The organism is Zooshikella ganghwensis DSM 15267 (assembly GCF_000428585.1).
GTDB lineage: Bacteria > Pseudomonadota > Gammaproteobacteria > Pseudomonadales > Zooshikellaceae > Zooshikella > Zooshikella ganghwensis.
On record NZ_AUAF01000007.1, the window covers coordinates 1 to 25,173 of the forward strand.

At 41.6% G+C, this 25,173-nt stretch carries 20 protein-coding genes; 9 read left to right on the top strand and 11 right to left on the bottom strand.

What is annotated here, in order from left to right:
- Positions 1 to 267 (top strand): ISAs1 family transposase (locus tag F607_RS27890; protein WP_027709615.1); only part of this gene is annotated, 267 nt, incomplete at its 5' end.
- A 274-nt stretch (positions 268 to 541) separates the two neighbouring features.
- On the opposite strand, the gene F607_RS0102630 is transcribed toward F607_RS27890, so the two are convergent.
- The 3 genes from F607_RS0102630 to F607_RS0102640 form a co-directional block, all read right to left on the bottom strand.
- Positions 542 to 991 (bottom strand): YaiI/YqxD family protein, encoded by a 450-nt coding sequence (locus tag F607_RS0102630; RefSeq protein ID WP_027706796.1) that lies wholly within the window; start codon positions 989 to 991, stop codon positions 542 to 544.
- An 82-nt stretch (positions 992 to 1,073) separates the two neighbouring features.
- On the bottom strand, positions 1,074 to 2,042 hold the full coding sequence (locus F607_RS0102635; RefSeq protein ID WP_027706797.1) for a DUF2955 domain-containing protein: 969 nt from the start codon (positions 2,040 to 2,042) through the stop codon (positions 1,074 to 1,076).
- On the bottom strand, positions 2,042 to 3,094 hold the full coding sequence (locus F607_RS0102640) for an HlyD family secretion protein (RefSeq protein WP_027706798.1): 1,053 nt from the start codon (positions 3,092 to 3,094) through the stop codon (positions 2,042 to 2,044). The genes F607_RS0102635 and F607_RS0102640 overlap by 1 nt, the downstream gene beginning before the upstream one ends.
- Before the next feature lie 167 nt (positions 3,095 to 3,261).
- On the opposite strand from F607_RS0102640, the gene F607_RS0102645 reads away from it, so the two are divergent.
- On the top strand, positions 3,262 to 3,711 hold the full coding sequence (locus F607_RS0102645; protein ID WP_027706799.1) for a MarR family winged helix-turn-helix transcriptional regulator: 450 nt from the start codon (positions 3,262 to 3,264) through the stop codon (positions 3,709 to 3,711).
- A gap of 127 nt (positions 3,712 to 3,838) precedes the next feature.
- On the opposite strand, the gene F607_RS0102650 is transcribed toward F607_RS0102645, so the two are convergent.
- The 3 genes from F607_RS0102650 to F607_RS0102660 all read right to left on the bottom strand — a co-directional run bounded on the left by F607_RS0102650 (position 3,839) and on the right by F607_RS0102660 (position 9,939).
- Positions 3,839 to 8,062, bottom strand: a complete 4,224-nt coding sequence (locus tag F607_RS0102650; RefSeq protein ID WP_027706800.1) for a tetratricopeptide repeat protein — start codon at positions 8,060 to 8,062, stop codon at positions 3,839 to 3,841.
- A 242-nt stretch (positions 8,063 to 8,304) separates the two neighbouring features.
- A complete protein-coding gene (locus tag F607_RS0102655) occupies positions 8,305 to 8,967 on the bottom strand; it encodes a DUF4360 domain-containing protein (protein ID WP_038289756.1) in 663 nt (220 codons plus the stop codon).
- 303 nt (positions 8,968 to 9,270) lie between these two features.
- Positions 9,271 to 9,939 carry a DUF4360 domain-containing protein gene (locus F607_RS0102660; protein WP_027706802.1) on the bottom strand — a complete coding sequence of 223 codons (669 nt, stop codon included), beginning with the start codon at positions 9,937 to 9,939 and terminating at the stop codon, positions 9,271 to 9,273.
- A gap of 1,094 nt (positions 9,940 to 11,033) precedes the next feature.
- Here F607_RS0102660 and F607_RS0102665 point away from each other — a divergent pair.
- Genes F607_RS0102665 through F607_RS0102675 form a run of 3 tightly spaced genes read left to right on the top strand, consistent with a single transcriptional unit; the run spans position 11,034 to position 15,765 of the window.
- Positions 11,034 to 12,812, top strand: a complete 1,779-nt coding sequence (locus F607_RS0102665; RefSeq protein ID WP_027706803.1) for an N-acetylglutaminylglutamine amidotransferase — start codon at positions 11,034 to 11,036, stop codon at positions 12,810 to 12,812.
- A 1-nt stretch (position 12,813) separates the two neighbouring features.
- A complete protein-coding gene (gene ngg, locus F607_RS0102670; protein ID WP_027706804.1) occupies positions 12,814 to 14,565 on the top strand; it encodes an N-acetylglutaminylglutamine synthetase in 1,752 nt (583 codons plus the stop codon).
- Positions 14,566 to 14,595: 30 nt separating this feature from the next.
- Positions 14,596 to 15,765, top strand: coding sequence for an osmoprotectant NAGGN system M42 family peptidase (locus F607_RS0102675; RefSeq protein ID WP_027706805.1), 1,170 nt, complete (start codon positions 14,596 to 14,598; stop codon positions 15,763 to 15,765).
- Between the two features lie 40 nt (positions 15,766 to 15,805).
- On the opposite strand, the gene F607_RS0102680 is transcribed toward F607_RS0102675, so the two are convergent.
- The 3 genes from F607_RS0102680 to F607_RS0102690 all read right to left on the bottom strand — a co-directional run bounded on the left by F607_RS0102680 (position 15,806) and on the right by F607_RS0102690 (position 17,525).
- Entirely contained in the window at positions 15,806 to 16,252 is a 447-nt protein-coding gene (locus tag F607_RS0102680; RefSeq protein ID WP_027706806.1) for a chemotaxis protein CheW, read from the bottom strand.
- Positions 16,253 to 16,398: 146 nt separating this feature from the next.
- On the bottom strand, positions 16,399 to 16,821 hold the full coding sequence (locus F607_RS0102685) for a hypothetical protein (RefSeq protein WP_027706807.1): 423 nt from the start codon (positions 16,819 to 16,821) through the stop codon (positions 16,399 to 16,401).
- A 272-nt stretch (positions 16,822 to 17,093) separates the two neighbouring features.
- Positions 17,094 to 17,525: an Rrf2 family transcriptional regulator gene (locus tag F607_RS0102690; protein WP_027706808.1), complete on the bottom strand. Its 432-nt coding sequence runs from the start codon at positions 17,523 to 17,525 to the stop codon at positions 17,094 to 17,096.
- Between the two features lie 124 nt (positions 17,526 to 17,649).
- Between F607_RS0102690 and hmpA the strand changes: the two genes are divergently transcribed.
- Positions 17,650 to 18,870: an NO-inducible flavohemoprotein gene (gene hmpA / locus F607_RS0102695; RefSeq protein WP_027706809.1), complete on the top strand. Its 1,221-nt coding sequence runs from the start codon at positions 17,650 to 17,652 to the stop codon at positions 18,868 to 18,870.
- Between the two features lie 77 nt (positions 18,871 to 18,947).
- Positions 18,948 to 19,718 (top strand): methyltransferase domain-containing protein, encoded by a 771-nt coding sequence (locus F607_RS0102700; RefSeq protein ID WP_027706810.1) that lies wholly within the window; start codon positions 18,948 to 18,950, stop codon positions 19,716 to 19,718.
- A 21-nt stretch (positions 19,719 to 19,739) separates the two neighbouring features.
- Here F607_RS0102700 and F607_RS27895 read toward each other — a convergent pair whose 3' ends face one another.
- On the bottom strand, positions 19,740 to 20,741 hold the full coding sequence (locus F607_RS27895) for a zinc transporter ZntB (protein WP_084611076.1): 1,002 nt from the start codon (positions 20,739 to 20,741) through the stop codon (positions 19,740 to 19,742).
- A 442-nt stretch (positions 20,742 to 21,183) separates the two neighbouring features.
- On the opposite strand from F607_RS27895, the gene ptsP reads away from it, so the two are divergent.
- Positions 21,184 to 22,857: a phosphoenolpyruvate--protein phosphotransferase gene (ptsP, locus tag F607_RS0102710; protein ID WP_169719755.1), complete on the top strand. Its 1,674-nt coding sequence runs from the start codon at positions 21,184 to 21,186 to the stop codon at positions 22,855 to 22,857.
- A 3-nt stretch (positions 22,858 to 22,860) separates the two neighbouring features.
- Here the strand turns inward: ptsP and F607_RS0102715 are convergent, their stop codons facing one another.
- Positions 22,861 to 23,829 carry a hypothetical protein gene (locus F607_RS0102715; protein ID WP_027706812.1) on the bottom strand — a complete coding sequence of 323 codons (969 nt, stop codon included), beginning with the start codon at positions 23,827 to 23,829 and terminating at the stop codon, positions 22,861 to 22,863.
- 672 nt (positions 23,830 to 24,501) lie between these two features.
- On the opposite strand from F607_RS0102715, the gene F607_RS0102730 reads away from it, so the two are divergent.
- On the top strand, positions 24,502 to 25,161 hold the full coding sequence (locus F607_RS0102730) for a substrate-binding periplasmic protein (RefSeq protein WP_268967627.1): 660 nt from the start codon (positions 24,502 to 24,504) through the stop codon (positions 25,159 to 25,161).
- Positions 25,162 to 25,173 lie beyond the last annotated feature (12 nt).

Genomic DNA, 25,173 nt, shown 5'->3' on the forward strand with positions numbered 1-25,173 from the left:
CAGTCATTGCCAGCAAAAGAGGTTAGTGAAATGATCCAACATCACTGGCAAATTGAAAACAGCTTGCACTGGAGTTTGGATGTTGCATTCAGAGAAGATGATAGTCGAATTCGTAAAGGACATTCAGCTGAAAATATGTCTAGAATTAGGCAGATAGCACTTAATATTCTTAAGCAAGATAATACTTATAAAATTGGAATAAAAAATAAGAGACTCTCTGCTGGTTGGGATCATGAATATTTAATGAAGCTAATTTGTTCGGTGTAAATTTATATGCGATTGCCCTGGTTATATACCCTTCACGAATGATTTCTAGGTTTTGTTATCTTTACTCCTCACCCCAATCACCATATTTATATGGCAGATTGAATAATTTGTTTGCCGCTTCCTTGCGGCAAACAAATCGGCGGGTATTATCCAGCCTTTGTAGTGCCCTTTATATACTGAGCTATTACTGTTACTGACTTAAGCGAAGTTGGGGTACAGCACAAAGAGGGTTGGCAATACTTGAATTTGCTTGTGAAGCAGGTGCTGGGAGCACCTATTTTTTATGTTGAGCTAGGAGTTTATCCAGGTTATTCGCGAACTGTTGACGGTCACTTTGGCTCAGTGCAGGAGTGCCTCCGGTATCAATACCACTGCTGCGTAAGGTATCCATAAAATCACGCATATTGAGACGTACTTTGATATTGTCTTTGGTATACAGCTCACCCCGAGGGTTAAGGGCAATACAACCTTTATCAATCACTTCAGCGGCTAAAGGAATATCTGCGGTGATCACTAAGTCGCCTGCGGCTGTACGCTTAACAATTTCATTATCAGCAACATCAAAACCCGGTGTTACTTGCAGGAATTTAATAAAGGGTGACTTTGGTACACGCAGTGGTTGGTTGGCAACCAGCGTGACTGTTGTTGCAGTCCGTTCTGCAGCTCTAAATAATATTTCTTTAATCACAACAGGACAGGCGTCTGCGTCTACCCATATGTTCATAATCTTTAATGACCTTATAGAATTAAGCGTTGGCGGTTTATGAGCTGCATATACCCATAATACAGATAGAATGTAAAGGTTTTTAGCCTTGTAAGGTTAAGTCGATGAATAAAATCGCAAGTCCCGCAGCACAAAGCATGATGACCCGAATGCTTAAATTATAGAGGATAGGTTGCCCAGGAATCATATAAAGTATAAAAGGTACACTGTAACCAATCATGGCGTTGGTTAGTGCAGCCGCATTATTAGGTTGACCAAAGGCATAGACGAGATAGCTAACAATTAATAGATGGCCAAGAATAATAACGAGAAGCTGATCTGTTTGACCTAGTGTGATTAAAACTAATACGCCTACCAGCACACAACCAGATAGTTGACCGATCATGCTTTGATTGTATTTGGCAACATCACCTTTTTTCAGTGCCATTACCGCCCCAATTATAGTGATAAAGACAAAAACACTGTCTTTAATGTTAAAAATTAAATAGGCACCAAGAGCCAGGGATAAAATAATACCAATACAAATCATATTGCCTGTTAAAGGCGGGGAGCTATTATTTTCAGGTGGTTGCGGGGCTAGTCCGGGTGACGGTAGTAGACAAAAGATAGGGTACATTAATAGTACCGTAATAATAAATGACCAGTAGTAGTCTGCTAATAAGGAACGTGTAGAGATGCCTGAAAACCCTAGAATTAAAAACAGTGACCAGCTAATTAATCCAAAAAACCAAGATGTTTGATTATTGTGTTTGGCCGTGTCATGAATAGCATAAAAACATAACCAGCTTGAAATAAGCCAGACAATAAAAGGATGGGTTGCCAGTATATCGGTTAATACACTGGCAATGAATGCTAAAAACAAACTTTTCCCTGTTAATTTCCACACTAATTGAAAAGATGCTTGGGGTAAATTGATAAAAATAATGGTCGGAAACAGTAACCAATACATGGGTAGTTTCCAGTTACCCGTTAAGCCAATGACAGCACCTACAGTCATGCCGATGATAATCCGTATGGGCCTATGGAGTGTTGGATTAATATATTTCCCCATTACAGCACCATACGCGCCAGGGACACGCCGCGCATCCATATATGGCTGAGTACAGACCAGATGTCCGACTGTTGAGGAATAATCATCGCAGATGCCCTAGACCCTACAATCATGCTCTTAGGCGCATGATTAAACTGAATACGGACCCGTATACGTTGTTTAGGTCTGACCCAGTGCGTGTCATTTTGAACATCTGCAGCTGAGCCTAGTGTTGCTTTCGCTGATGAAACAGCTGTATCAACACTACTGATATAGCCTTTTACTAAGGTAGTCGGGTTTGCATCAAACACAACCAGTGCCTGGCTTCCAGGCTTTAACTGGTCGCCCCCTTTTTCAAGAAAATCTACTGCGAGCCACTGGTTTTGTTGGGCCACTAAGGTGAGCGCTGTTTGCCCAGTATGCAAGTAAGTACCCTTTGTTAAAGCCTGATTGGTAATCGAGCCAGCACTGGTGGCGACAACCCTGGTTCGGCTTACATTGTACTGGGCATGTTGGAGCTGATTCAGTGCCAGCTTAAGCGCAGCATTTTCACCATCACGCTGAATTTTTGCGCGAGCATTTATGACGGCATTATGGTGAATAATGACTTGTTGTTGGGTATGAACAAGTTCAGTTTCAGCTTGTTCTAATGCCTCTTTATTTATCAGCCCTTTGCTAAATAGTTGTCTAACGCGCATGGTGTGAGCTTGCACTTGTTTTAAATCTGACTGTGCCTGCTTTTCCCGTGCTAAGGCTTGTGTGATGGCAACCTTTAATCCTTGGTTTTGTTCAAGAACCTGGGCAAGTTGGGCTTGAGCCTTTTCCAAAGCAAGTTGATAGCGTTCAACATCAAGATCAAATAAACGGTCACCAGGCATGACATGGTCACCATTACGCACATAAATTGTCGTAACCTTACCAGGAACCTCTGGTGCTATATCAATAAAGCCAGCCTGAATAACGCCTTGGGAAGAAAAAGGGACATAAAAGTCAGCGGCTAACAGAAAACCACTGAGCAGTACCACAATAGCAAATAAACCAAACGAAAGGCGGGTGAGCGCCCGATTAGCCATAGTAACCTCATTAAAGTAGTAAGAAGAGAAAAGGAAATATGTGAGTATTTCGATTGTTGCACATGCAACATTATAGTGATTTATGTTGCATGTGCAACGTTTTTTGCTAAGCTAGCGTCATGCTGTAAATTTTTATATAAAATACGTGGTTTTTCGGGGGCGACATTGTGCGGTTTAGTGAGATTGATGTGTTGGATGAATCAATATTTTTTGCTGTAAGCAGCTTGCATTATGTAATGCGGCAAAAAATCACATTGGCTTTAGAGCCATTAAATATTACCTCAGAAATGCTAGGGTCCATGTTGATTATTGCGGATAAAGGGCCGTTAACCACTAATCAGTTTTGCTGTTATCAAGGCCGTGGGCGTTCAACCTCGAAACGCATTATAGATCGACTTCTGCAGCGTAAGCTGATTGCGCTTGATGATAATGATTGTGATAAACGTGTTAAAAGCATTCGTTTACTGCCTGAAGGTGAAAGATTAATGAAGCAAGGATTGCAAGCCATTAAGCAGGCACGTCAGGAATTAGAAAAAAAAGTTGGAACCAAGCAGATAGTGCAATTTATGAGTAGTGTTCGAGAAATGTATGCGCTATTGCAGGATGACAATGGATAAATTTTTGTATTAATGCGTCTTGTGTTGATATGGTTTTTAGAGGAAGCACATGATTGACAACGTTAGACGTGTTAACAGGCCCTAGTAATGTACTTCCTCTATCGCGCTTACTTTTTTAGGGTAGTGCTTAGGACTCGTGGCTTTCTTGTTTGGGAATCCAGCTATTGCCAAATCGATGCCAAGGCCAAAACCCTGGTTTAGCGACGTCTGCTTTGTCTAAAATAGCCTCCCCTTTTTCTTTTTCACCCAAGGTGAAATAGTATCGGTAAATCAATTTAGCAAGCTGTGTTTTTTCATCAGCAAAAGGCGGTTCATGAAAAAGCGCATTAAACCGGTGTAATGCCATGGGTAACCAGTTAGTTGGTAATGGTTGTTTGACCTCGGCAGCACAGCGGGCAGCGTTGACTAAAAAATACTGTGTTTCATGGCCAATTTGATGGTCAATTGTACGATAAAAATAAGGGTAAAGCTGGGTAGGCTCATAATGAAGAATAAACAGGTTGTTCAGGGCTAAATCATGCAATGGGTCTTTTTCTAAAACATTTTTATAGGTATCAATGGCAAGTCGAGTATTGCCCTCACTATGATGAGCTCGGCCTATATGTACCAATGCATCAACCCAACCGGTCATGTCATAGGCGCGATTTAAATGTTGAAATGCAGCAGAGACATTACCCTGATCAGTGTAAATGCGCCCTAATAATAAGTGGTTTTCTGGCTCGTCAGGTTGTTGGGCTAGTAATGTTTTGGTTATTTGCACGGCTTCATCATATTTATTCTGATTAATTAACCAATACACAAGTGTGCGTTTAAAGTAGTCGTAGTGGGTAAAGTAACGACTGCCAAAATACAACAAGTCAAGTCTTTTTTGTAATTCGTTGTGGTCAATAAAAACATGTTCTAAATATCGGGCACAACGGTAAGCAGCATCTTCTGGTTGTTGTTGCAACCAGTCAAACAGTGTTTCACTATTATCATGCTTATGGTATTCGTACCAACTGGAAAGGATGTTATTAGTTATCACTTGCTGTTTGATACAGTGTTCTATAAACGTATAACGTTGGGTGCTATTGGTTTTTTCTAACACCTGCAGTTTCGTATTAATAAACCATTCATCTTCAGGCTCATACTCTAAGGCGTTATGAATAGTGTTCAGTGCTTGCTCATTCTTTTCCAAGCCAATATAACAGCGTACTTCTGAAACCATGACATGGCGGGTGAGTCCCTGTCGCTGGTTAATAGTCGCTAGCTGATCAGCTGCTTGCTGAAAGTTGTCTTCTATCAAATAAAGGCGTGCAGCAATAGCTGCTTTGGCTGACGGAGAAAGATAAACTTCATAGTCCTCTAATTGCTGTAGTGCAACTTTAACGCTGTCATTATAGGCTAGATAGCGCAGAACCTGTTCGATATAGTTAAAACTATAAGGATGTAAGTCTAACAGCTTTTGGGCACAGAGAGCCGCTTTTTCATACATCTGATTATCATGATAAACATCGAGCATACGACTGATAGCGCCTGGTGATAAAGGTGCTATTTCGATACTTTTGGTATACCAATGCATTGCTAGTTGTAACTCACCCTTTTTATCCAGTATTTGGGCTAAGCGGTAATAGGCACCAGCATAACCAGGCATTTGCTGGATAATGGTCTGGTACATTTGCTCCGCATCATTTAAATAACCTGCACACTCTTTAAAAAAGGCAATATCAAAAGCAATATCATACCGCCATTGGCTGTTTTTCATGGCTGCGCTTTGCCATTCATACAATAAATAATTTGCTTGCCGGCTCAGATCACCCCGCTCTAAGGCCTGGTTAAAACATAACAAAGAAAAGGGTTTGTGGCCGGGTAAGTCTGCCGGTAAACATTTTTTTAAGGCGGCTGTTTGCTCACTGGCTGAGCGCTGTCGGAGCCGTTGGTCGGTTACGCCAAAATACACTGCATAGCAATAACAAGCATCAAACCACGATAACTGATTTATGAAGTCATTGTTTTCAATGAGAGTCGCTAACCGCTGGTAATCTGAGTCAGTAAAATGGGCTTGCTGATACCAAGTCCATTTTAACGTTTGCCACTGGTCAGTAAGAGAGGCTTCAGGTGTTGCCTGTTGATCGTGATCTTCAGATTTTGGGTGGGGAGTATCCTCTTTGTCTTGTTCAAATGAGCGCAGTTGAATTTCTGTAGGTAGCAGACTACGACCTTGATTTAAGATTGTTTTAGCCAGATCATTACGATCCTGTTGTAAATACCAGTCAGCCAGTTTGTCATAGTTCCAGGGCAATAAAGGCCGCGCATCAATACAGCGCTTAAGGGCTTTTTCATACTCTAAGCCACTGCTCCCCTCCCCTAATAAATACGCATACTCCTCCTGAAGTTCAAAAATACTGGGACTGGCTTTAATTTGCGCCTGCAGCTGCTGGCAACGTGCTTGATAGGATTCAGCATAAGGACGGATCAACCGCAATTTACGTTTAATGCTGGTGGACTTGGGGGATAAGTCAATTGCCATGTTGGCACTGCTCAAGGCGTCATCCATCAAGCCTAACTCATATTCAGCTTCTGCTTTATATATCCATAAATGCTCTGCGGAGGGTGACTTTGCCAAAAGTTGATTAGCGCGGGTAAGCACTTCTGACCAATGTTGTTTGGCTTTGGCAACAATCAGCTCCAGGTAATGTGCAAATCCTGTTGGAATATCGTCGTGTTGTTGACGATAACTATCCACCCATTGTTCAAGGAATTCAGTGTCACCGCAATTTAAGATAGCTTTTAGACGAGTAACGTTGTGTTGCTGTTGATCATTCGCATAATGCTTCATCCGGTCAGCAAACTGTTGAGGTGACAAACAAATACCATAGGCATAGATGTCTCTGAGATAGGCACAAGGACTATCATGGCTAATTTTTTGATACGCGAGTTTAGCCAGGCTGATGTTGTTTTCAGCAACATGTTTGCTAAGGGCAATAAGCTGTTGAGCATCTTCATGACATGGGTAACCTGCCAGTGCTGGTTGACTTTGATGAGTTACCGCAATGAGGTAGTTGCCTGAAGCTTGGTAGGCCTCCGTCAAATACCCTTCATCAACAAATTTAGGGCTGAGAGACTCAGGGTCACGAATATAAAACCCCTGTAGTGCATCGTCAAAACCAATGATGACTTCAACATGAGCCATGAATAAGGTGAGTAAATGGCCGATTAAAGGAATGCCCTGTTTCAACAGGGTTTTGATAGCTGCTGAGGTATTTTGGATGTAGTGAACGGTGAATCCATTGTTTTCCAGATATGATTGCATACGCCATAATTCGGTCCCTTCATGGCCTTGCATTTGCTGATAAAGCTGTCGTGGATCAAGCGTTACGCCTTGAGCGTGCGCACACATCGTAATTGAGGTTGGCACACACATCGAGGGCTCTTGACACATAACGGGTACGGAAATGAGGACTTTTTCGGCATTCGGTGGCGCCTCTTTCAGTTGTTGATAGAAAGAGGGGTACACTGTTTGCGCTAATTTAAGCGCTTCGTCTTTTTGATCGTTTAGCCATAATAAATTGACATGTGTATGCTCTATCTGACGTAAATCCATATTGGGCCAACGATGTTTTAGCTCAGTCAGGCACTGGATTGACTGGGTTAAGTCACCAATAAAATAATAAAACTGGGCCATGTAGTGTAAAAACATTAAGTCATTAAAGCCCTTGGTGATGGCTTGCTGTAAAACTTTTTTGGCTTGGGCAAGCTGGCTTCGTGCCAGCAGGTTGGAAATCAGTAGACAATAGCCGTCTGCTCGTTGAGGGTAGCTTTTAATAGCTTGCTGGCTGCAGGTAATGGCGGCATCCCAATCCCGTAAATAACCATAAGCAATTGCCAGATGACGCCAGGCTAAGTAATGTTTAGTGGGCAGCTGTGTTTTTAAGTGCGCGATTCGCTCATAGGTCGATTTTATGAGCCCCATTCTTGCGGAAATACGAATAACAATAGCTTGTTGTAATGTGTGTTCATAGGTATTTGAGCACAAGCTGCTCATAGCTTCAGCATGAGCCAGGCTATCACGAAGGTTTTCCCGCTGAGTTCGAATACCCAGCCAGCGTAATTGAATGCCTGGGTGTTTTGGAAAATATCTAGAGGCAATTTTAATAAGCGCATTGCCTGTATTAGTTTTTCCTGCGGCAGTTAAAACATCATCCCAAAATAAGGCATCTGCAGGCTGGCTAAGTAAGTGAACAACCTGTTGACGGCACTGAACAAATGCTTGGTATGCTTGATAACCGTCACCTTTGGCAAAAATTAGATAAGCTTTTCTTGCATGATGAGAAAGAGGTCCATAAAGTGGATGATGGCGACGAAATAACATCAGTGAGACTACCTGCCAGGGAAATACGTTAATTAATGCTTGTTAATACCAGTTTAACAAATCCATCCCTGATTATCACAAGTTGCAGCACTGTTATGCGTTAAGTGTAGTTTAGAGTTGGGGCTTTAAGGGTATAATATCAAAGGTGTCATGAATACCCATTTGGGCATGGGTATTCTGGTGATAAACAGCTGCTTTTCAGTACACTTTTGGCTAGGGCCTGTTAACAAGCCCTAAGCTCTTTAAATAGCATCACTATCATTACGTTCTGTGTTCATTGTGCACTCGCGAAATTGAATACCGTACTGATGTGATAACTTACCGTCAATGGTATCGGTTGTAATTAAGCCGCGGGCTTCAGAATTACCACCATCATTGACCCTTAGTTCAGTATTAATAACTACAGGTTCTTTTGCCCCGCAGCTTGACCAAACAATGGAATGTATATCAAGACGATCGCTGATCAGGTAGTTATCATCGTAAGGGCCATTAAAATCTGTTTTCAAACGTGCTTCTTGAGGATAGCCGGCAAAGAAATAGCGGGATTGTTGTACGGCACTTACACCATCTTCCAGCGAAGCATATCCCCGATAATTAACATCAACAATGGTAAACGCATAACCATTAGGGATATTCAGTTGTGCGGTTAAAGAGCAGTTCTTGCGGCTTTCGCGGTAAGGGATATTAGGCCCAACTTCTGCAATATATGCATCAAAACCTAAAACAAAAGATTTACCATCAGGTGCCACTGTTGTTGAAACGGTGCCTGAAGGACAACCTGTGCCGGAGTTCTTTACCAAGTCAATTGTCACTGGAATTGAGCTGCTGGCGCTGACACTTGAGGCAAGTGAAAATCCAACAATAAAAATAAAGGCTTTAGGTAAAGTAAGAGTGTTTGTCATCATAATCAATCCTTGAAGAGACAGGTTTTTAATCGTTATACCCCTCTATGGGTATAGCGTGAGTTTGAGAATGGTTGATAAAAAACAGCTACATTATAAACCTCTCAAAAAACGTTTTTTATAGATGCCTATATGCACAGACCCATGTCAGTTATGCATGTAAAATATGTCAGCCGTAAAATGATTTAATGAATAATATATTGGGATTTAGGGGGGAATAAAAAGTGCAGGTAAATTAACTAAACGTAGAGCAATGACTAAGGCCAATGTATAGAAAGCAGACCCTAAGGGCCTGCTTGAAAAAAATTAATTAAAAGATAACTCACTGTTGTCAGCTTCACTATTCATAGTACAGCGTCTAAATTGAATACCGTATTGATGTGAAAGTTTGCCATCAATGGTATCTGTTGTGATAATACCTCTCTCTCTTCGGTAGTTACCATTAGTGACGCGGAGTTCAGTGTTGATCACTACAGGTTCTTTTGCACCACAGCTTGACCACACAACAGAGTGCAATCCTAAGCGGTCACTAATTAAATAATTATCATCATAAGGACCTTGGAAATTAGTCCTTAAACGTGCTTCCTGGGCAAAACCTGCAAAGAAATAACGAGACTGTTGCATTGCCTTCACATGACGATCAAGGGAAGCATAGCCACGATAATTAACATCGACAATGGTAAACGCATAACCATTAGGAATATTCAGTTGTGCTGTGATGGTACAGTTTTTCCGGCTTTCCCGATAAGGAACGCCTGGGCCAACTTCGGCAATGTAGGTATCGAAGCCCAGCACAAAGGATTTGCCATCGGGTGCAACCGTTGTTGACACGGTACCAGAGGGACAGCCCGTTCCGGAGTTTCTCACTAAGTCAATGGTGACAGGAACGGAGTTGTTTGCGGTGGACAAACCAGCGATGGATAAGCTGGAAATTGCAAGTAGTGTGGCGCTAAGTTTACGTAATGTAAATTGCATGATTCATTCCTTGATAATGTTATTATTTTACCTGCCTACATGTGTAGCTTATGTAGTGAATAAAACATCCTAATTAAGCACACTCAATTATAAATATACTGCCTTTTATTAAATGAATAATGGTTACTTTATTATAATTGGCGCTTGTGCAACGGATGTATACCCTTTGCTATGGGTATTCTTATAAATTTCAAATACCGCTATAAATTACTTCTGTGCTTCTCTCATTGCTGAGCAATAAATAGCGTAAATAAGTAGCAAGCTTATTGCAAATTTACTGTTTTCTTTTCAGTAGTTAACAGTTGTTGCTGGTTATAATGAGCGAGCCTGAGACTGCTGATTTCTCATTTTCTGAGTTGTTTTTAGTGAAATTAGCCTTTACTGATCAGGCCAGCTTCGCTAAAAACACTTCGTTTGGGGTGCAAAATTGCATAAATTATTATTTATTTTATTTGTTTTTTCTAAATTAAATTGTGCTCTTATAATAGATGAATTAGATATTTAGTATTGTTATTTTTATACGAGTGGTTTTTATAGTATTTATTATTGCCTCAATCCTGTGAGCTACTTATAGATGTTAACTGTATTATAATTGTCAAGTTTTTTGCTTGATCTGTAGCAACTGTTTTAGCTTAATTTTATGGCTAAAAGTTTGTATTCCTTATACGTTTATTTTGTGACAAAAATAAGTCAGTTGCGTTTATTTGAGTGGGGGTTTTATATTTTGTGATGCTGATCAACTTTATAGATTCGGTTAACTAATGGTGAGCATTTTTGACCACACTGTGCTTCTTTAGACTATGCTTAGGTGGCTGTAATGGGATCATAATAGTTTTAGCTCAAAGTATTGTTTGGGTCCCACCTGGAAAAACCATTTGTTTTTTGAGCTTTTATAAAGGGGCTGACTAAGCTTTGGTAAGGAAGGCCCATTTTTTGCGGATAAAAATACTTTGTGTTATAAATACTTTTGATGTTAATGAAAGGCTGAGGTTAGTACTGACGGGTTTATAAAGTAAATAGGTGACAGGTACGTTACCAAATTAATACAGCGATTAACCCGCTTACCAATTAAAAAGAGTGGATTTATACTACATATGTGTGGAATTGCAGGTGAATTTCGTTTTGATCAACAGGTGCCTGATTTAAATTTTGCTAGTGTGGCAAACAGTTTGCAGGCATCACGAGGACCTGATGCTTCAGGTATTTTTGCTCAAAATAATCAGTTATTTGCTCATCGTCGTTTAAAAATCATGGACTTATCCAGTGAAGCGCAGCAACCCATGGTTGATATGTCGCTTGGGCTAGGTATTGTTTTTAATGGAGCAATCTATAATTATCGAGAAATTAGAAAACGACTCATTGATCAGGGCTATCACTTTTTTTCTGATGTTGATACTGAGGTGGTGTTAAAGGCCTATCATGCCTGGGGGAAAAAATGCCTGGATCGGTTTAATGGTATGTTTGCTTTTGCCATTTGGCGCATTGATGGCAGCCAGCTCTTTTTAGCTCGTGACCGTTTAGGTATAAAGCCCTGTTATTATGTACAGAATCATCAATTTTTCCGTTTTGCCTCCTTTTTGCCTACTTTATTACATAGCGCACAAGTATCCCATGAGTTGGATCCGATAGCGCTTCAGTTTTATTTAAATTTTCATGCAGTGGTGCCAGCCCCATCTACCCTTTTTAAAGATATTCGTAAGCTGCCCCCTGGTCATTGGTTAGAGGTGGATGATAACGGAGGTGTTCAACAGGGCTGTTGGTGGCAAGTTAATTATGAGAGAACCCAGGATCATGAAGTGCAGTCAGTGGATGATTGGCAAATGATGCTGCAGGAAACACTATTGCAATCTGTGCGCCGTCGTAATGTCGCCGCTGTTGATGTGGGTGTTTTGCTTTCTGGTGGTGTTGATTCAAGTTTGTTGGTGGCGCTGTTAGCAGAAGTTAAAGGCAGTGATATTCAGACGTTTTCTGTCGGGTTTGATAGCGTAGGTAATGAGGCTGGTGATGAATTCCAATACTCAGATATTGTTGCCAGGCAGTTTGGTACCACACATCATCGCTGGCGAGTAAGCGAGCAAGAATTGCTGAATACGTTGCCTCAGGCGATCAAGGCGATGGCTGAACCCATGGTAAGCCATGACTGTATTGGGTTTTATTTGCTTGCTCAGGAAGTAGTAAAACACTGTCATGCTGTTCAAAGTGGCCAGGGCGCAGACGAAATATTTGCAGGTTATCATTGGTATCCCCCCTTATTGGATGCCAAAGAAGCATATCCTCATTACCGACAGGCATTTTTTGATCGAGACTTTAGTGAATATAAAGAAACCGTTAGTGCTGCCTGGTTTGTTGATAATGATGATGCGGGCGACTGGGTTAAAGCGCATTTTGCTGAAGCTGGTGCTCCTCAGCCACTGGATAAGGCATTGCGTTTAGATACTACGGTGATGCTGGTAGAAGATCCAGTCAAGCGTGTCGATAACATGACCATGGCTCATGGATTGGAGGCTCGTGTGCCTTTCTTAGATCATGAGTTGGTTGAGTTGGTGGCCAAAATGCCCTCCGCCATGAAAATTCAGCAGGGTGACGGCAAGTGGCTATTAAAGCGTTTAGCGCGGCAGTGGCTTCCATCAGAAGTGATTGATCGACCCAAAGGTTATTTCCCTGTCCCAGCGTTGAAATATCTAAAAGGTACAGTACTCAATCAAATCATTGAGGCGCTTCAACAGCCTCAAGCGAAACAGCGAGCGTTATTTAATCCTTCTTACTTAAACAGGTTATATCAGGATCCTGGAGCACATATTACGCCGTTACGCGGTTCTAAACTGTGGCAGCTGGGATTGCTGGAACTTTGGTTGCAGGCACAAGGTATTTAACATGACTACCCGTTTACGTAACCGGTCACGGATTGTGCGAAAACAACAGCCTTCTTTTGAGCAGCTTCAGGCCGCCTGTTTACGGGAGGAAAATGACCGGAGCCAGCCGCAAAATGTGACTGTAGATTGCGGTTGGGGAACGTTGATTATGGGGCATACATTTTCATCTGCCAGTTTGATCGCTAAGCCCTTGCTGGAAGAGCCTGCTGGACAACGAAATATCGCTTTCTATGTTGATCAGCCCCATGTATTACTGGCAAAAGCACCACAGTCACTGTTTTTGGACCCTTCGGACACCTATCGTTTATGGATGACCAACTACCGACCTCGACAAAGAGTTATCAGTAGTATTTCGGTTCGTCGTGCAACATCAAGTCTCGATGCTGAAGCTTTGAATACCATTTTATTAAAGCGAGGTATGGTGCCTATTCCTGTTAAGCATATTTTGCAGCACCGTCGCTCAAAGAAACTGTTGTATCTCGTGGCGGTAGATCGCAAGTCAGGCGAAGTGGTAGGAACGGTTATGGGACTTAATCATGAAAAGCTGTTTGATGATCCAGATAAAGGCAGCAGCTTATGGTCTTTAGCCGTGGCACCTGAGTGTAAACACGGTGCAGTGGGAGAAGCCCTGGCTCGTTATCTCGTAGAGTACTTTCAGGTTCGAGGTTGCCAGTTTTTGGACTTATCTGTTTTGCATGATAATTCAAGTGCTAAGGCGCTTTATAAAAAGTTAGGGTTTGAGCGTTTGAATACCTTTGCGGTTAAAAAGAAAAATGCCATAAATGAAAAATTATTTGTTGGGCCTCAAGCATGTTTAACACTAAATCCTTATGCTCAAATTATTATTGATGAAGCGCTTGCGCGTGGCATTGAAGTTGTCGTTGATGATGCGGCAGCAAACCTATTCACCTTAAGGCATGGTGGGCGGGTGATTCGTTGTAATGAGTCACTCACCGACCTGACTTCCGCTTATGCGTGTAAGCTTTGTCAAAACAAATGGTTGACCCATAAAACTTTAATGCGTGCTGGTCTCAAAGTGCCTGAAGTTTTATTGGTTGAAGATGATAGTACAGCACAGGTTGAGTCATTTTTAGACAAAGTAGGATCAGTCGTAGTTAAGCCGCTGGATGCTGAACAGGGGCAAGGAATCTCAGTGGACCTTGCTACTCTCGATGAGGTGAAAACAGCGATTCAGTATGCTAAAGGGGTCTCATCTCAGGTCCTACTGGAAAGTTTCCATTATGGACAGGATTTACGTGTGCTGGTGATTGATGATCAGGTTGTCGCTGCGGCAATAAGGAAGCCTGCTGAAATTGTGGGCGATGGGGTCAGCACCATTAAGCAGCTGATCGATAAACAAAGCCGGCGCCGCCAAGCGGCCACTGGAGGCGAAAGTACCATTCCCATTGACCAGGAAACCAGTCGCTGCATCAAGCACGCGGGTTGGACCATGGATGATGTGTTACCGCAAGGTGAAGTGCTTCAGGTACGAAAAACCGCTAACTTGCATACGGGAGGCACCTTGCATGATGTTACTGAAGGCTTACATCCGGTGATTGCTCAAGCAGCACTTGAGGCAACCAAAGCTTTAGGCGTACCTGTGGCGGGTATTGATTTTATCGTGCCTGATCCTGAGCAGCCCATGTATGTCATTATCGAGGCGAATGAGCGTCCTGGTTTAGCAAATCACGAACCGCACCCAACGGCACAACGGTTTGTTGATATGTTATTTCCCATGACTAAACAGCATTAAACGTATCGAGTGGTAAGGATGAACCCTGTGATGAATAAAGGTACTGATATCCCAATTGATATGGCGTATTTGCAACAGGTCATGTTAGAGCTGTTTGCAATCCCCTGCCCTACAGGATTTACCGACCGTGTTGTGTATTACGTGTGTAATAAGCTGCAAGAGCTGGGTATTAGTTATGATTTGACGCGACGCGGTACGATTAGAGCGCATTTAAAAGGTGCAGAACAACGTCCTGACCGCGCCATTGTGACGCACCTTGATACCATTGGTGCAATGCTACGAGAAGTCAAAGCAAATGGGCGCTTAAGTATTACGCCGATAGGTCACTGGTCAAGCCGCTTTGCTGAAGGTGCTCGCGTCACTATTTTCTCTGATAATCATAGCTACCGAGGCACAGTACTTCCACTGTTAGCCGCGGGACATGCTTTTAATGAGGCCATTGATAGTCAGCCTATTAACTGGGATCAGGTTGAAGTACGAATTGATGAACATATTCGTAGTGCGGCAGATGTCTACAAGCTAGGTATGGATGTGGGCGATTTTATTGCTTTTGATCCAAACCCTGAGCTTCTGGATAACGGTTATATTGTCTCTCGCCATTTGGATAATAAAGCGGGAACCGCTGCACTGCTGGCTGCGCTGAAGGCTGTTTTGGAATATAAGATACCGCTGGCAATTGATTGCCATCCAATTTTTACCTTGACTGAAGAAGTAGGTTCTGGAGTGGGTCATGCCTTGGATGAGATGGTGACCGAATTTGTCGGGGTTGATATAGCCCCTGTTGCTCCCGGTCAGAACTCTACAGAGTTTGGTGTAACTATCGCGTTAAAAGACTCCAGTGGTCCTTTTGATTATCACCTGTCGAGACATTTAATTGGCTTATGCAAAGAGAATAATATTCCTTATCAGCGTGATGTTTTTCGCTTTTATTATAGTGATGCATTATCTGCTGTGCAGGCAGGACATGATATTCGCCATTCGCTCATTACCTTTGGAACAGATGCAACCCATGGTTATGAGCGAACACACTTATCCGCACTTGAAAGTGTGGCAAAATTATTGGTGGCTTATATGGAAAGTGGTCCAGCGCTCGATAGTGATAAGGTCGATGCAGCGCCTATGGAGGAGTTTGCCAAGCAGCTTAAGCCTGAAAATATGCCTAAAAAAAATACTAATGTACCCGACATTAACTGTTTATGATCTTTTGTCGTTTTATGGAAGGACTGATTATTAAGGGAGGTTAGTCGGCTTTATTTATACTGAGGAAGTTATGAATAAACGTTGGAATATCAATGGCGCAAAATATTTCATCATTTATTTCAACAGAACCGGTGATGAGCTTATAAGGGTCATCAAGAGGGGATTCACTTTGGTCAATAACATCCTCAGTGAAATTTAAAATTTCGCCAACACCATCAACTTTAAGGCCATATATGCCATGATTTATTTCATAGGTGATGATTTTTTGGTCTTGGGTTGGGTTGGTATAGTTCAAGTGTAGTATACTGCTGGCGTCTATAAGGGTAAGGATTTCACTCCGATAATTAATGATACCACTTACAAACTCTGGTGCACCTGCAACACCAACAGGGGTGATGAAGTCGAGAATTTCTCTGATCACGCTGGTTTCGTGAAGGCACCACACTTCACCAATCTGAATCGTCAGCCATTGTTTTGTCTGAGACATAACGCTCGCTTGTGTTGGTGTATTGAATAGTTGAAGTATAGTCAACTATGCTCAGGCGGCGTCTAAAAATCCCTTATTTTTACATGATAACCTTTATGTCTCTTTGTTTAACCGACAAGTTGTATTTGCGTTCGGGCGGTAATGGATTACGGCGTCGCCTTAATATCTGAGTTATTGATTGATGCTTTGATAAGTACTTGCCAAATAATGGGAGTATTGGTAGTTGGATCAATTTTACGGAGTGTCTGCTGTTCTTTTGGTTTGATGATATGTTCAGGAAGAAAGAGATAATCACTGTTTTTTAAAGAGTGCTTGGTTTTTACTTTTGCTAATAAAGATAGTTTCCCATCAGGTAATGTCGTGAGCAAAAGCTCCAGGCGTGTTTTCTGGTCTGATAAGAGAATACTTGCTTCTTTATTACTTCTTAGATCTTTAGATATGACATTGAACTGTTGTTTGCCAAGTTGCAGCTTGCCTTGTAAATGATAAAAAGCATCCGCTAAGTTAAAGGGAGAATACATCAAAGTAATACTGGTTATACCAGTCAACAGCGCACGTTTAAGCAGCATAAAACTATTGTTCCTGGTCAATGTGTACTCCTGAAAAGAAAAGGGTTAGGCAAAGCATACTCATTTTTCTAGGAGTCTGAAGGATTGTAAGGCAAATTATTATAGGGAACTTGCGGTATAACGACAGTCTTTTCAGCGGAGAATAGCGGCCTAACTTGAAGAATTACTCGCTTTGTGACGTGGTTTAATTTTTCTCCGTGGAGAACTGTTTTCGATTTGGCCAGAGTGACCACCACCACTGTTCAATCTTTTACGACAGGCTTTTATGCCAGTTATGGTGGAAGCGTTAATAGCTGAACAAGTTCCGTTTTATTTTGGGTAATATCAGCCAGGGTATAACCATCCATTACTTGTAAAAAAGCATCCATAGCGGTGGCTAATGCTTGTTGCAATGCGCAGTGCTCAACAAGCTTACAGCGCAGCGCATGGCATTCAACCGCTTGCAAATTGCCTTCCAATGCACGAATAACGGCACCAAGAATAATATCTGTGGGCTTTTTCGCCAGTCGAATCCCCCCTCCTTTGCCTCTGACACTGCAAATATACCCAAGCCTTGTAAGCTGGTTTACGACCTTCACTAAATGGTTTCGTGAAATAGCATAGCGTGCAGCTACATCGCCGACGTTGCTTAATGTGTCAGGCGGTAGCGTGGTCAAGTAAATGAGGGTACGTAAACCATAGTCTGTGTATTGGGTGAGTTTCATAGTCGTTAAATGTGTTCAACTTAAATAGCTTGCTACCTGATAAATATATATTTAAGATGCATATTTTAAAATATGTATTTAGAATGCAACTTTATGATGTTTTTGAATGTTGGAGTTTAAGACAATGCTCGACGCCCAAACTATTGCTACTGTTCAAGCTACGATTCCTCTTCTGGAGCAAGCAAATACAGCGCTGACCACGCACTTTTATCAGCGAATGTTTAAGTGGAACCCAGAACTTAAGCATATATTTAATGTGAGTAACCAACATAACAGCTCTCAACCCAAAGCCCTGTTCAATGCAATTCTGGCTTATGCCAAACATTTACATGAACCTGGTCGTTTAGCTGAAATGGTTGAGCACATTGCGCAAAAACATACTGGGTTTATGATTTTGCCTGAACATTATCCTATTGTTGGACAGCACTTGTTGGCTACGTTGCAAGAGTTAGCACCAGAAGCGGCAACAGCAGAAGTGCTTGCTGCCTGGGACAAAGCTTATGCTGCATTGGCGGATATTTTCATCCAGCGCGAAGGTGAGCTTTATGAACAGCGAGAGGCGGTCATCGGTGGCTGGCGTGGAGCTCGGTTTTTTTATGTTGTCCATAAAGAGCGGGAAAGCGACTGTATTACCTCATTTGTGTTAGCGGCAGAAGATGGTGGACCTGTGATGGACTTTCAGCCAGGTCAGTATCTTAGTGTAATTATGCCCTCCGGTACGGCTTCGCCTTATCAACAAATACGGCAATATTCACTGTCGGATAAACCTAATGGAAAAACCTATAGAATCAGTGTTAAGCAGGAGCTGCATCCACAGTTAGGTTTGGTCTCTAGTTATTTACATGAACAGGTTAATGTGGGTGACAAGCTCAGTATTTTGCCTCCTGCTGGGGATTTTTATCTGCAAGCAGATCATGAAACACCTGTTGTATTAATTTCTGCTGGTGTCGGTTTGACCCCTATGATGAGTATGTTGAATCAACTTTTAGAGCAGCAACACCCAGCGAAAATTTATTTTTTACATGCTTGTGAGCATAGTGAAGTACATGCGTTTCGCGATGAGTTGATTAGATTAAAACAACGCCATACAAATCTAGTAAGCTATACATGGTATAGAGAACCAAAATCAACTGATCGCTATCAGCATGATTATGACTGCCAAGGTTTTATGGACTTAACGGTGTTGTGTAAGACATTTTTTAACCCTAAGCATCAATATTATTTATGTGGTCCCCTACCCTTTATGAAAAATATTTTTAAACAATTAACCGCAATGGATAACATTTCATCTGATCAGATTAATTATGAAGTATTTGGACCACATAATACGTTAAACGACGCTTAAAATACTTTAGAACACCACGTCACTTGACTGATTAAATAGTGTTAACAGGCCATAGTGCTTTTTTAACGGGGAAAAACATGTTTTCATGGGATCCTGACTGTTATTTACAATGTGCAAATGAGCGACGAAGACCCATCCAAGACTTGATTCAACATATTTCCTTTGAGCAACCTACACACATTATTGATTTAGGGTGTGGACCCGGTAACAGTACTGCAGAATTAAGGAAGCGTTGGCCTGCAGCAGAAATAACAGGCATTGATCAGTCTACCACTATGCTGAATAAAGCAAGACAGAGTTGCCCTCAAGTGACGTGGGTTAAAGCAGATATTCGTTGTTGGCAAGCCTCTGAACCTGTCGATATCTTGTTTGCAAATGCTGTGCTGCATTGGTTGCCAAAACATGACGTGCTATTTCCTCAATTAATTGCTCAGCTTTCCCCTGTTGGTGTGTTTGCTATGCAGATGCCGGCCAATATTGATGCACCATTGCATAAAGTGGTTGATGATCTGGTTGAGTCGAGCTATTGGCGCAAACGATTTAGTTCAATTGTTAATAGGGCGACATTAGAAAGAACAACATTTTATTATGATTTATTAGCACCTTTATGCTGTTATCTTGATATGTGGGAAACGCGTTATTACCATGTAATGAAAAGTCATGAGGCTATTCTCAACTGGTTTCGAGGCACAGGATTACGTCCATATTTAGCCGCATTGAACAATAAAGACTGGCAACAAGAATTTGAACAGCAGGTATTACAGGGGTATCAACACGCTTACCCTAAACAGATTACTGGCGATATCGTTCTACCCTTTCGTCGTTTATTTATCATTGCCAATCGATAATAAGCTTAGACTTTTTTAGTGCTAAAATATTTTTAATACTTTTAGAAGAACTAACTCAATAACCACAGTGATGAGTGTAATTACACAAACAATCAAAAAAGCATCTGTGCTTTCTGTACCTGGTAAGCCTCCAACATTTATCCCCAGTAGCCCTGTCAAAAAACTAATGGGAAGAAAAATCGCAGCAACCACAGTCAGTAAATAGGTATTACGATTTAATTTTTCAGAAAGCTGTTGTTGTAAATTATCTTTTATGATGATGGCGCGTTCACGCATCGCTTCTAGATCTTCGGTGACTCGGGTTACTTCATCCTGGACATTGCGAAAACTTAAGCCCTCTTCATGGTTTAACCAGGAAAGCTGACTGAGCGTTAGGCTCGATAAAGCGGCAACCTGGGGGGCGATATACCTCCTCAGCTTAGTGACCTGGTTACGCAATTGAGTTACTTCTGTGATTAAACGAGAAATGGCTGTTAAGTCATCGTTGTTTTCAAGCTTATCAAGCTGTTCATCCAGCTGCTCAAGGTAAATAGCCAGTTTATCTGTAAGTCCTGTTATTAACCAGACTAGTAGTTCAGCGGTGCTTTTAGGGAATATGCCTTCGTTAAACTGTTGCTGAAGTTCATTCACTGAAACAAAATGGTATTTGCTCAGAGTAATTAAACGTTTGCCCTGTATCCAGCAGCGCATAGAAATCATTTCTTCAGGTATGGCACCAGGGTTTAGGTTGATGCCTCGCAGATTGAGTAAACAGTTGTTCTGATAAAACTCACAACGAGGGCGGGTATCCTCTGACAAAAGCGCTAAACTTATAGCTTCAGGCAGCTGAAGTTGTCCAGTTAACCATAAGTCGAGGTTGGGCGTGTCTCGTTTTAGATGGATCCATACAAAACGATCAGGATGAGGAGCTATTAAAAGTTGTTCTGGTGTTAATTGTTGCCCTTCTCCTTTGCCATCAAAAACCCAAGCAGTTTGTAGTGCATGTTCAATGGTTTTTAGGTCTGATGTTATATGACTCATCATTATCTCAATTGGGGGTGAGCAAAAGTAAACGACATAAGTCGTTTAATAGGTCTGAGTTTTGTATATCCTTCACGAATCAATTTTATGCGTGCTATCTAAAGTGCTTATCCTGTTGGACCAGTGAAGCTGTACTAATATATTCCCGACACATTGGTAGGGTTTGTTGTTAGTATTGTTGAACACGCTGTTAAAAACCCTTCGTTTAGGGTATGTAACACTCTATTTTAACGTTGTTAACCTTCAGCAAAAGGTTGCTTATATAGTACTTCACAGAGGGTATAATACATTCTACTTTTTTTGTGTGCGGCTTTTTTTTATTAAAATTTGATAGCATATTTAGACAATATGGTAGCTGTTAAAACTGAATGAACAATCGATTAATTGACACGAAGCTTAATTAAAGTATCAACGTTCGTTTGACATTGGTGTGATGAGGTTAGTATTGAAGAGTATCAACTTGAAAGCCGCAGAGTGTAACAACAAACTGGTCAGTGGTGTATCCGTTTCTTCTGGCCTGGCATGGGGACGTGCTTATCATTACCAGGATATTCTTTGGCGAGAACATGATCACTATGCGGTTAGTAAACAGCAGCTGACAAATGAGTATGATCGCATTGATACGGCGATTGACGACGTTCAAGATGAGTTAATGCACTCTGTCAAGAACACCAAAGAACAGTTAAATGACGAAGTTGCTGATATCTTTTATGTTCAGTCCATGATGTTGGATGATGCGACCTTACTTGAGCAGCTAAAAGATACGTTAAAGACAGAGCAAATTAATGCGGAACAAGTGATTAAAATCGTTTTTCGACGTTTAGCTGAACAGTTTCGAGAAAACAAAGATGAAGCCTTTCGCAGCAAAGCGGATGATATTGAAGACTTGTGCCGTCGCCTGTTAATGTCCCTTGGAGGAATTCAAGCCCATATGTTGGAGCGTCTTCCACCACACAGTGTGGTGGTTGCCAGGCGACTATTACCATCAGATACCATTTACTTATCCCGCCAAGCCGCCGCAGGTGTGGTCTTAGAACAAGGGGGATTAGGTTCCCATGCTGCATTATTAACACGTGAGCTGGGTATTCCTTGTGTAGGCCACGTCCAGGATGTGTTTAATAATGTTACCAATCGTTCATTGCTTCTACTCGATGGGGACAATGGTTCTGTGATTGTTGATCCTGACCGAGAGACTTTTCTTGGGTTTCGGGATCTTGTTAAAAACCAGCGTAAACGTCTCCGCAAAGCTCAGCAGCAAAGGTTTGCCCCGGCAGTCAGTGCTGATGGCGAAATGGTCACAGTCATGGCCAATGCGAACTCACCTGAAGATGTCTTGAATGCTAAAGCTCAGGGATGTGATGGTATTGGTTTGTATCGTTTAGAAGGCGTTTACCTAAGCAATAAAATGGTACCCACTGCTGAGGAGCTTTATAGTTATCTGCGTGAAGCTCTTTATGTGGTAAGAGATCAACCTCTGATTATTCGACTGCTGGATGCGGGGGGGGATAAAAGGCCCCCGAGCCTTAACTTACCTGATGAGCCAGACCCGTTTTTAGGACTTAGAGGTATTCGCTTACTGCGAGAAAATTTGGATTTACTGAAGACCCAGCTTGAAGTGCTAGCGAAGCTTTCACTGACGATGAAAGTGACGATTTTAATTCCAATGGTGACACTAAAAGAAGATATTTTAGTAGTGAAAAGGATGCTTCAGGACGTTGTTGCAGAGAAAGGTTATCGTCAAGTGCCACCTCTTGGTTTTATGGTTGAAACCCCTGCAGCAGCCTTATGTATTGATCAGCTTTTACCGTTAACTGATTTTATCAGCATTGGCAGCAATGACTTAACCCAATACACCATGGCAGCAGGAAGAGAAAACATGTCTGTCAGTAACTACTATATTGAACATCACCCTGCCGTTTTGAGTTTGATACGCCAGGTTGTTGCTGCGAGTCATTCACAAATACCCGTTTCACTGTGTGGCGAGCTCGCCGCTAATAAACAACATATTACATCGCTGTTACAGCTGGGATTAAGGTCATTTAGTGTGGCACCTCCCATGATTCCCGAAGTGAAGTCCATTATTCGTTTATGTCGTATTAAGGAAGCTTTTCAGGCGTAACACCTAAAGCCATTTAACAAGTGCAACAGCCGTAAGACAAAGCCCTAGCAGAGATACGGTCAGTGGTAATAACCATCGGTTGGTTTTAGCCGGGGTGGGTGAAGATGTTTTCACGGTATCAACCGTTAAATTGATTTCTTCTTCTGGTAAGTCTATTTCTGGCTCACAATTGATGAGTGAAAGTTTGGGAGAAGTATTTTTACTGGTGTGATGCGGTGTTGGTGCTGTCGAGGTGTGACCAGATTGTGCACAATAAATTAATGCTAACCGTGTCATGATGATTTGCTTGTTGGGTGCGCAAATGTACTGAAACCAGTTAGCAGGAAAGTCTATAAAACGCAGACTAACAGTAAGAGTATGCCCTGCAGGAATACGTAAAAGGTTATTTTCTTCGATAAATAAACTGAGAAAATCTTGGTCATCTTCACTTAACTGTTTGACTTTCCCCACAAGTGGTTGCATAAGGCGCACAATCGCTTGATCTTGAGTATGTGCTAATACCAACACTGCACATGGCTCATTAGTCCAGGTTAAGAGTGCTGGGTAGGGAAATTGTTCTGGCTGCAGTAACTCATAATTGATAGGAATAGCAGGTTTATCTACTGGAGCATTGGCTGGATTGGTGAGCAATAAGTTGAGTCCAGCATAAATAAAGTTGCGTTGTAATGGGAACTCGTCAGCAGGTAAACAACAGCTCCGAATTAAAGCGTTAAGTTCAAATTGAAAAAGCAATGGATGCAGTGTGTTGTTTTCGTGAAAGTAGTTATACAACGCTTCACTTTCAATCGAAAAACCGTGGCCCTTAAAATAGGGATGCTGGCGATGGCTAAAAAATAAACTGGGATGCTCCCCTGCTTGTGTTGACCAGCTAAAATTAATACCGATCAGATAATCACTAACTGGAAATAAGCGTTCCCATACAGGTTTTAGTTGGCTATCAATCAGTTTTAGGTACCGGTCCACTCGCCGCATACTTTTTTCCTATCCCTTACTTTAACTAGGCATACCCTTTAGAACGGGATTACAACAGGTGATAGGTGCATGATACCCGGTATTACGCTCTTAAACTGTTGGCTATGTTGCAAACTGTTCTACATTATTTTTTGAGCTTGGTTTTTGACTTTTTTGCAGATCACTTTCTACTTTGATGAAGTTAATGCTGAAGGATGGATTGAGAGTGTATACCCAATACGAATGGTTTTTAGGTGCGGCCATCGAGTGACGAACCCCCATGAGCCTATACTAATAGGTGATTGGGGTGAGGAGTGAAGATAACAAAACCTAGAAATCATTCGTGAAGGGTATAGTTATTTGTCTCTCATGATCAGCTTTTGCTCAGAGTGCTTTTAGGCAATGCTTTATTGGACGTACTAAAACACACTAGTTTTAAGAAGGCTCATAAGTCAGCAGAGAATGGGATTTTGTACTTAACTAATGAAAATGGATACGAGATGAAAAAAGCGAGTTGGACTCACAGTAAAGCATTTTTTTGAACGAGATTAACTTTTCAGAAAGTGTTTTTTGTCGGGAACAGTTAGGTGCAGAATTTATTCAACTGTAGGTAAAATTATCATGTAAGTACTGATAACAGCGTTATTTATTTGCCTATTTTCAATAGGTAATGTAACGGCAGAAAAACTAAAAATTGCAGCAAACTCATGGGCGCCTTTTGTTGGAGAGGAGTTAGTGAATAAGGGGTTTTCTACCGATTTAGTGACGAATATTCTGAATAAGGCGGGTTATGAGTATGAAGTACACATCGTGCCATGGGCGCGAGCGCTAAATGGCACTTATGATGGTGATTATGATGCACTTTATGTCGCCTGGTATAGTGATGAACGGGCAAAAAAGCTCAACTATGCTGAGCCTTACTTAGTTAACCGAATTAAATTTATTAAGCGCAAAGGGGAAAAGGTTACCTATAAAACACTGGAGGACTTTAAAGCCTACAAAATTGGCATTGCGCGTGATTATGCTTATCAAGCTGAATTTGATAATGCGACTTTTTTAAAAAAAGAAACTGCAAGAACATTTGTCTTAAATCTCAAAAAACTACTTGCGAAACGAGTGGACTTAACTCTGGAAGACGAATGGGTAGCTAAATATGAAATTGCCAATAAGCTCAAGGAGGCTGAGGGCAAAGTAGAGTTTATTGACAATGCCCTTAGCGAAAATCCATTACATTTTGTGGTAAGCCGAAAAAATCCTAATCATGAGACGATTGTGAAGAAGTTTAATGAAGCGCTTGCGGCTCTTAAAAAAGACGGTACTTATGATGAAATCAAAGCGCTGCATGGCTTTTAAGCACCGTATTAT

Bases quoted from the DNA above. Each gene is read 5' to 3' on its own strand.
- F607_RS0102630 (WP_027706796.1), bottom strand. From the start codon at position 991: ATGAACATATGGGTAGACGCAGACGCCTGTCCTGTTGTGATTAAAGAA.
- F607_RS0102635 (WP_027706797.1), bottom strand. From the start codon at position 2,042: ATGGGGAAATATATTAATCCAACACTCCATAGGCCCATACGGATTATC.
- F607_RS0102640 (WP_027706798.1), bottom strand. From the start codon at position 3,094: ATGGCTAATCGGGCGCTCACCCGCCTTTCGTTTGGTTTATTTGCTATT.
- F607_RS0102650 (WP_027706800.1), bottom strand. From the start codon at position 8,062: ATGTTATTTCGTCGCCATCATCCACTTTATGGACCTCTTTCTCATCAT.
- F607_RS0102655 (WP_038289756.1), bottom strand. From the start codon at position 8,967: ATGATGACAAACACTCTTACTTTACCTAAAGCCTTTATTTTTATTGTT.
- F607_RS0102660 (WP_027706802.1), bottom strand. From the start codon at position 9,939: ATGCAATTTACATTACGTAAACTTAGCGCCACACTACTTGCAATTTCC.
- F607_RS0102665 (WP_027706803.1), top strand. From the start codon at position 11,034: ATGTGTGGAATTGCAGGTGAATTTCGTTTTGATCAACAGGTGCCTGAT.
- ngg (WP_027706804.1), top strand. From the start codon at position 12,814: ATGACTACCCGTTTACGTAACCGGTCACGGATTGTGCGAAAACAACAG.
- F607_RS0102675 (WP_027706805.1), top strand. From the start codon at position 14,596: ATGAATAAAGGTACTGATATCCCAATTGATATGGCGTATTTGCAACAG.
- F607_RS0102680 (WP_027706806.1), bottom strand. From the start codon at position 16,252: ATGTCTCAGACAAAACAATGGCTGACGATTCAGATTGGTGAAGTGTGG.
- F607_RS0102685 (WP_027706807.1), bottom strand. From the start codon at position 16,821: ATGCTGCTTAAACGTGCGCTGTTGACTGGTATAACCAGTATTACTTTG.
- F607_RS0102690 (WP_027706808.1), bottom strand. From the start codon at position 17,525: ATGAAACTCACCCAATACACAGACTATGGTTTACGTACCCTCATTTAC.
- hmpA (WP_027706809.1), top strand. From the start codon at position 17,650: ATGCTCGACGCCCAAACTATTGCTACTGTTCAAGCTACGATTCCTCTT.
- F607_RS0102700 (WP_027706810.1), top strand. From the start codon at position 18,948: ATGTTTTCATGGGATCCTGACTGTTATTTACAATGTGCAAATGAGCGA.
- F607_RS27895 (WP_084611076.1), bottom strand. From the start codon at position 20,741: ATGATGAGTCATATAACATCAGACCTAAAAACCATTGAACATGCACTA.
- F607_RS0102715 (WP_027706812.1), bottom strand. From the start codon at position 23,829: ATGCGGCGAGTGGACCGGTACCTAAAACTGATTGATAGCCAACTAAAA.